The organism is Moraxella catarrhalis (genome assembly GCF_001656295.1).
Lineage (GTDB): Bacteria > Pseudomonadota > Gammaproteobacteria > Pseudomonadales > Moraxellaceae > Moraxella > Moraxella veridica.
Map to the genome: position 1 here is coordinate 48449 of NZ_LXHE01000003.1, position 6688 is coordinate 55136.

6 protein-coding genes are annotated in these 6688 nt (G+C 40.6%); 4 read left to right on the forward strand and 2 right to left on the reverse strand.

What is annotated here, in order from left to right; genetic code table 11:
* Window positions 1–149: 149 nt before the first annotated feature.
* Window positions 150–2375 carry a DNA topoisomerase IV subunit A gene (parC, locus tag AO382_RS02790; RefSeq protein ID WP_064617990.1) on the reverse strand — a complete coding sequence of 742 codons (2226 nt, stop codon included), beginning with the start codon at window positions 2373–2375 and terminating at the stop codon, window positions 150–152.
* A gap of 127 nt (window positions 2376–2502) precedes the next feature.
* The gene (locus AO382_RS02795) at window positions 2503–2787 is read right to left on the reverse strand and encodes a 4a-hydroxytetrahydrobiopterin dehydratase (protein WP_064608661.1); all 285 of its coding nucleotides are present in this window, start codon (window positions 2785–2787) and stop codon (window positions 2503–2505) included.
* A gap of 566 nt (window positions 2788–3353) precedes the next feature.
* Between AO382_RS02795 and AO382_RS02800 the strand changes: the two genes are divergently transcribed.
* The 4 genes from AO382_RS02800 to AO382_RS02815 all read left to right on the forward strand — a co-directional run.
* A complete protein-coding gene (locus AO382_RS02800) occupies window positions 3354–5342 on the forward strand; it encodes a DUF4407 domain-containing protein (RefSeq protein ID WP_064617992.1) in 1989 nt (662 codons plus the stop codon).
* Between the two features lie 8 nt (window positions 5343–5350).
* Window positions 5351–5668 (forward strand): MotA/TolQ/ExbB proton channel family protein, encoded by a 318-nt coding sequence (locus tag AO382_RS10370; RefSeq protein WP_081261346.1) that lies wholly within the window; start codon window positions 5351–5353, stop codon window positions 5666–5668.
* A gap of 42 nt (window positions 5669–5710) precedes the next feature.
* Window positions 5711–6136: a helix-turn-helix domain-containing protein gene (locus AO382_RS02810; protein WP_064617994.1), complete on the forward strand. Its 426-nt coding sequence runs from the start codon at window positions 5711–5713 to the stop codon at window positions 6134–6136.
* Window positions 6127–6688 (forward strand): IS630 family transposase (locus tag AO382_RS02815; RefSeq protein WP_154806252.1); only part of this gene is annotated, 562 nt, incomplete at its 3' end. The genes AO382_RS02810 and AO382_RS02815, both read left to right, overlap by 10 nt.

The window sequence follows — 6688 nt, forward strand, 5'->3', positions numbered from 1 at the left end:
TGTTTCAATCCCTCTTAAAGGTGTTGAGAGTGGGGTAATAATTTTGCCATTGCTATGACAAATATAAAAGGCAGGTTCGGATTAATAAATAAAAACCGCCAATTTTGCCCAAGCGGTCTTAAGATGGCTTGGGCGGTGAAATGGTAGCGTTATTCACTGTCTTTTTGAAGCTTTGTCATCTGCGATACTTTGCCAAAGCCTTTTGGCAAGGCGCTACCACGGCTGGCACGATGTGCAATATAATTGGCGATATCGCTGGGCTTGAGCGTTAAAGTACGCTTACCTGCGGTGATGATCAAGCTGTCAGAGTCAGACAAAGCTGTGATGGCAGTGATGGCTTCGCCTTGTTTTAGATTGGCAAGTTTATTGCCTTTACCCTTGGCAAGCTTAGGCAGCTCATCACGCCCAAACACTAGTAAATTACCATTAGACAGACTGACCGCCACCAAGGTATCATCATCTTCCATCGTTACAATGGGGAGCAGTGCGCCCTCGCCAAGATTGATACTGGCTTTACCTGCTTTTTGGGCGGTATCCAAATTACTTAACTGATTAATAAATCCATAGCCTGCACTACTTGCCATCAAAATATTTTGATCATTACTAAAGTGCAGCTGATCAATCTTTGCACCTGCAGGCAAGTTTAATAAACTGGTGATTGGGTCGCCTTGGGTACGTGCCGAAGGCAGGTGCACGCTATCAAGCCCATAGCTGCGACCAGTATTATCAATCAAAATAAGCCGATCGGTGGATTTGCCAAGCGCGTGTGTTAGATAGCCGTCGCCTGCACGGTAATTCATCTCGGCAGGGTCTGTGTTATGACCTTTGGCAGCACGAATCCATCCTGCTTGAGATAAGATGGCGGTAATTGGCTCACTGGCAATCAAATCCACTGCTTTTAGGCTACTGGATTCTGCTCGCTGTACCACAGGTGAGCGACGAGCATCGCCATGCGTTTTGGCATCGGCTGTCAGCTCATCAATGAGTAGCTTGGTGAGCATTTCAGGGTTATTTAGCTGCTCACTGATCAGCGCACGCTCGGCGTCTAGGCGATCACGCTCAGCATTGAGCTCGATTTCTTCGAGCTTGGCAAGCTGACGCAACCTGATGTCTAAAATTGCATCGGCTTGGATTTGGGTCAGCCCAAAACGCGTCATCAGCTCAAGCCTTGGATCATCTTCTTTACGAATGATGCGAATCACTTCATCGATATTTAAATACGCAATTAATAAGCCTGTCAAGATATGTAGCCGCTTATCAATTTTATCTAAGCGGTGCTCTAGGCGGCGAGTCACCACGCTTCTACGCACCGACAGCCATTCGGTTAGGATGGTTTTTAGGTTTTTGACTTCAGGCTTACCGTTGACACCGATCATGTTCATATTGACTCGATAGCTCGTCTCAAGATCGGTATTGGCAAACAGATGACTCATGATTGTATCAATGTCAAGCTTGCCTTTTTTAAGCTCAATGACAATACGGCAAGGGTTCAGGTTATCTGACTCATCACGGATTTCGGTAACCCAAGGCAATTTTTTATCTATCATCAGTTTGGCGATTTGTTCGACGATTTTATTACCTGAAACTTGATAAGGCAGAGCATTGACAATGATCCAGTTTTTTTGTTTTGGGTCAATTTGGTAAGTGGCACGCATTTTATAGCTGCCTTTGCCCGTTTCGTACATGGCGATCAGCTCATCTTTGGGCGTGATGATCTCAGCCGTTGTTGGTAAATCAGGTGCAGGCAGGGTTTGTACAAGCTGTTTGATGGACAGCTCTGGGTTTTTTAATAGGCGAATACAGGCTTTGACAACCTCGTGTAGATTATGCGGTGGAATGTCTGTTGCCATGCCCACGGCAATGCCTGTTGTGCCATTTAATAAAATATTAGGCAGGCGGGCGGGCAATGTGACAGGTTCGGACAATGAGCCATCAAAATTATCTTGCCAATCCACCGTGCCTTGTTCAAGCTCGCTTAATAACGTGTTGGCGTAATGGCTCATATTAGCTTCGGTATAGCGCATTGCAGCAAAGGATTTTGGGTCATCAGGACTGCCCCAGTTGCCTTGTCCAGTAATCAGCGGATAGCGGTAACTAAAGGGCTGTGCCATTAAAACCATGGCTTCATAGCAGGCACTGTCGCCATGTGGGTGATATTTGCCCAACACATCGCCGACCGTACGAGCGGATTTTTTGGGCTTGGCGGTATGTTTTAGCCCAAGCTCGCTCATGGCATAGACGATGCGTCGCTGGACAGGTTTTAGTCCATCAGCAATGTGTGGCAATGCCCTATCCATGATGACATACATGGCATAATTTAGGTAAGCGTATTCAGTAAAGTCGCTCACCGAACGAGTATCAATCTGTGTTGTCATAAACTGCTTTATTATTGCTCAATCAAAATGTATCGGCTATGATACCAAGATTGGTTGTAAAAAAGCAATGGCACACCGCTTGGCATCTGAAAGAAGGCGGTTTGTTTCAAAAATGATTTGGGTGAAATTAGGCAGCAAAAGCACTTTGCATCCGCTTGGCTAATTGGACATCACGGCTTTGAACGGCATGTTGGTCAGCTGTACCGATGCGTACCAAAATGCTGGTGTGATTATTTTCCCAAATGGGGTAGTGTTCTAGTATTTCGGCATAAAATGCCACACGCACCATAAAGCTTATGGCATCAGCAAAGCTTTCAAAATGATAAGTTTTAACCAGGCTATGACCATCAAGCGACCATCCTGGTAAGCTATCAAGTTGAAGGGCGACCTGATCGGCGGTAAGGCTACTCATATGAACTCCAAAATAAGCAAGATTATGGCACAAGTTTAGCATATTCTTTAGCAGATGTATTAACTATTTATTGATGACTGTATTGATTAAGCAATGTACGAAATGTACTAATGGATGTATTGCTTAATTGTAAGCGATACTAAGCTTTTTTTCTTGATTGGCAAATTAAAGCGTGCAATAATACGCTATTGGCTTGCTTAATTTTTCTTAACCAACCTTGGTTGATTGATTATTTTTTATTTAATCGCCAGCACAAGCGTCCAAGATAATTAAAGCAATTAAAGCGATAAATGATAAATGATAAATGATGATATCAAGATGCAGACAAAACCAGTCATTTAAATTTATTTTAATTGAGCATTGATTATACAATCTCTGAAAAACTTAATTTAATCCCTTTAACTTAAAAATACCCCTATTTTGTTGGCAAAAATTTACCAAATTTACCCGATATTGGGTGGATTTTGATGGATAAGCCAAAAATTTAACATCATGGAGATGATATAAAATGAACCAAGTTCCCCCCCAATAATTTAGCAAATATCAATAAAAAACCCAGTATTTTTTTGCGTTTTTGGTATTGGCTGACTTTAAAAGTGTACTATGATAAGCTTTTAACCAAAGGGGCAGCGAGTTATTTGACCATTATCTCAGTTCTTGTTTTTATGGCTGCATTTGCTGAGGGTTTTGCATGGGGGCATTTGGGGAGCACTTTTACTCATGATAATCCATGGCTGGGTAGAATTGGTTTGGGCTGCTTTGTTGGCTTTGCGTTGCTATTTTTTGATCGGCAAATGATTACAGCCGATTTTTTAGAAGATAAACATAAAAGACAGTTATTACCACATCTTCACAATATTGAAAAGACTCAAGCGTCTTCTGGTTTTGTGGGTAAAGTGCAGGGTTTTTGGTATCATTTAAGAAGCCTTAAAATTTATTTATTCTTGGTGTGCCGTTTTGCCATCATTCTTGGCTCTTTGTATGTTACCGCACCATTTTTAACACAAATTTTATTTAAAACCGACATTGAACAAAAACAGTTTGAGCAATACGAACAGAGTATTGAGTCTACTAAAAATGAGATCATCGGTAAAATTGATGATGAAATTCGTGCCAAAAAAGAGAAAATTAATAGCCTGCGTGTCAAATTGGATACCGAAATTAGTGGTGGGCGTGGTACGGGTCGAGGCAAAGGTCCTATTGCCCAAAATTTGGAAAATGAAATCCTTGAGCATAAAGCAGAATTAGAGACACTCATCAAAGATCGTAATGACAAAGAAAAGAAAATCGAGGATGTTATCATTGGGTATAATGACAAGACATTAGATGAAGGTGCATTAACAGCACTTGGGATTAAGGTTGCCAAAGACAGTCCATTATTTCGTGAGCGAGCCATTGAGCAGTTAGAAAAAGACTCCGCCTATCAAAAAGTTAAACAAGCAGTGGATTTTTTCTTACTGGGTTTGGGTTTAATTTTGATTTTAGGTAAGTTTTTTCAGACCAAATCTGTACAGCTTTATTTTTCAGAAATTCTACAAGAAAAATGGCTAAAATACGAGCGAGGGGTTTTTGATGAATATTTAAATCCTACCGAGCGAAGCAGTAGCCTTTTACCTACCACAACAGCATTCCCTGCTGAATTTGAAGCCATGATGGTCAGGTATAACAACAATATTTCTGAATACGAATCTCAAGAAAAACAAAAACGAGATCAGGAAAAATCTGACCACATTGCTCAGCAAGCTTATTTTTTGGGGCGTGCCAAAGAATATAAAGACTCAAATACAGAGTTTCATAACCGTGCGTATAATCAAGAAGTAACAGAATTGGCATTGGCAGAAATAGATGCACAAGAGCAGGCTTATTTGGCAAAGTATGGTAAAAATTATTATAAATGGAGTCATGAAAAACAGGCGTTAAGTGATGAGTTACAAGCCATCGATAAAGAATACAAAAGCAAGCAAAATGGTCGTCATGAATATGAAGAAGAACGGCTTGCTAAGCTTGAACAAGTTCAAAAGGATTTGGATATTTTAAGGGTTAAGGTTGCAGGATCAGAGCGTGATTATACGCTCGAGGGAACAAAAACCTATGAGCATATCCAAAAGTCTATTGCTTATCATAAGCAGCAAATCAAAGCGTTGGAAGATGCTCATTTGGAGTATGATGAAAATTTGGTTAAATTGGCAAAACAGATGACCTATTTGACCCAAGAGATTGAGGAGCTGAACCTTAAACTTGAACCTTATTATGATAAGCTGGCAGAGTTTGAGCAGTATCGTGAGGGAATTTATCAAAAACGCCTTGATTATATGTCTGATCATATCAAACACAACCCTTATGATGATTATAATACAGAAGAGGATTTGGCGTATTATGCAAAGCATCTACAACAAGAAGCCAAAAATAGCAAAAGTGGTTTACTGGGTGCACGCACCCGCTGGCAGCGAGTACCGAGCGACCCTCAAGTAAAAACACCGTCTCATCAGGCACAAACGCCATCTCATGAATCACAAGATAGTGATAAGATACCCACAATTAAGCACTCGGATTAAGGTGAATTATGTCTACTTTTGCACTTTTGTTTGATGCCATCACGGCACCCATTAATATGGCATTTTTATTGGTCATGTTAGTGTTATTTATCATAGGGTGGGTTGCTGTCGGTCGTGATGATGGTCATAAACCTAGGCATTTTATCGACAGTATTCCCACATTGCTGACATCCATCGGCATTTTGGGAACTTTTTTTGGTATTGTATTGGCTTTACTTGCCTTTGATGATAGTGATATCAAATCTCATATCAATGACATCATCTCAGGCATGAAAACCGCCTTTATTACGAGCGTGACGGGGTTATTAAGTAATCCGCCAAATTAATGTTATGATATTATCAACTACCCATCATAACATTAAACACAAATGAAAATCAGCACCATTGAACTAACAGACACTCAAAAACAAGCACTTGAGCAAGGCTACAAACTAGGCGAAACAGCAGTCTATCGACAACGATGTCATCTCATTCTACTCAAAAGCCAAGGCTACAAAGCTAAAGATATAGCAAACATACTAGACACCAACATCCAAAGTGTCTATAACTGGATCAAACGCTACCGAGAGCATGGCATACAAGGACTACAAACCAAACTAGGACAAGGCAGAAAAGCCATACTCACCCATGAGCATGAACAAATCGTCAAAGACTGTATTAGCCGAGAACACCAACGAGTTAAACTCATTATGAATGAACTCACTGAGCAAACAGGTAAACAATTTAGCCAACGCACCCTTGAGCATTTTTTAAAAGTCTTGGCTACACCTACAAACGCATCCGAATGCGACTAAAAGGGCAATGTCACCTAAAACTATACCAACTTAAAAAACAGCAACTTGCCATACTTGAGAACTTAAGCCAAAACAACCACATCGACCTATACTACGGCGATGAAACCAAAATCAGTCAAACAGGCTATGTACCCTATGGTTGGCAACACAAGGATGAAAACATCAGCATTTCTGTGCAACGGGGTAAAGATATTAACTGTTTTGGTCTACTCTCAAGAACCATGCAGTTTCATTACCAACTAAGCGAAACGAATATGACGGCTAATGATATACTTACCTTTATTGATGAGATATCATTAAAAATTAACAAATACACGGTACTTGTATTAGATAATGCCAGAGTCCATACTGCCAAAGTGATTCAAAAGCGGTTAAAGATTTGGCAACAGCGTGGTTTGTTTATCTTTTATTTACCGCCTTACAGTCCACAGCTTAATATTATTGAGCGTTTATGGAAAGAGGTAAAACAAGGCTGGCTTAGACCGTGTGATTATGTCGATTTCGATTCACTGCGTTACGGTGTAAATCGTGTTTTTGCTAATATCGGTTCAA

Excerpts from the sequence above, each read along its gene's own strand:
- parC (WP_064617990.1), bottom strand. The coding sequence starts at position 2,375 with ATGACAACACAGATTGATACTCGTTCGGTGAGCGACTTTACTGAATAC.
- AO382_RS02795 (WP_064608661.1), bottom strand. The coding sequence starts at position 2,787 with ATGAGTAGCCTTACCGCCGATCAGGTCGCCCTTCAACTTGATAGCTTA.
- AO382_RS10370 (WP_081261346.1), top strand. The coding sequence starts at position 5,351 with ATGTCTACTTTTGCACTTTTGTTTGATGCCATCACGGCACCCATTAAT.
- AO382_RS02810 (WP_064617994.1), top strand. The coding sequence starts at position 5,711 with ATGAAAATCAGCACCATTGAACTAACAGACACTCAAAAACAAGCACTT.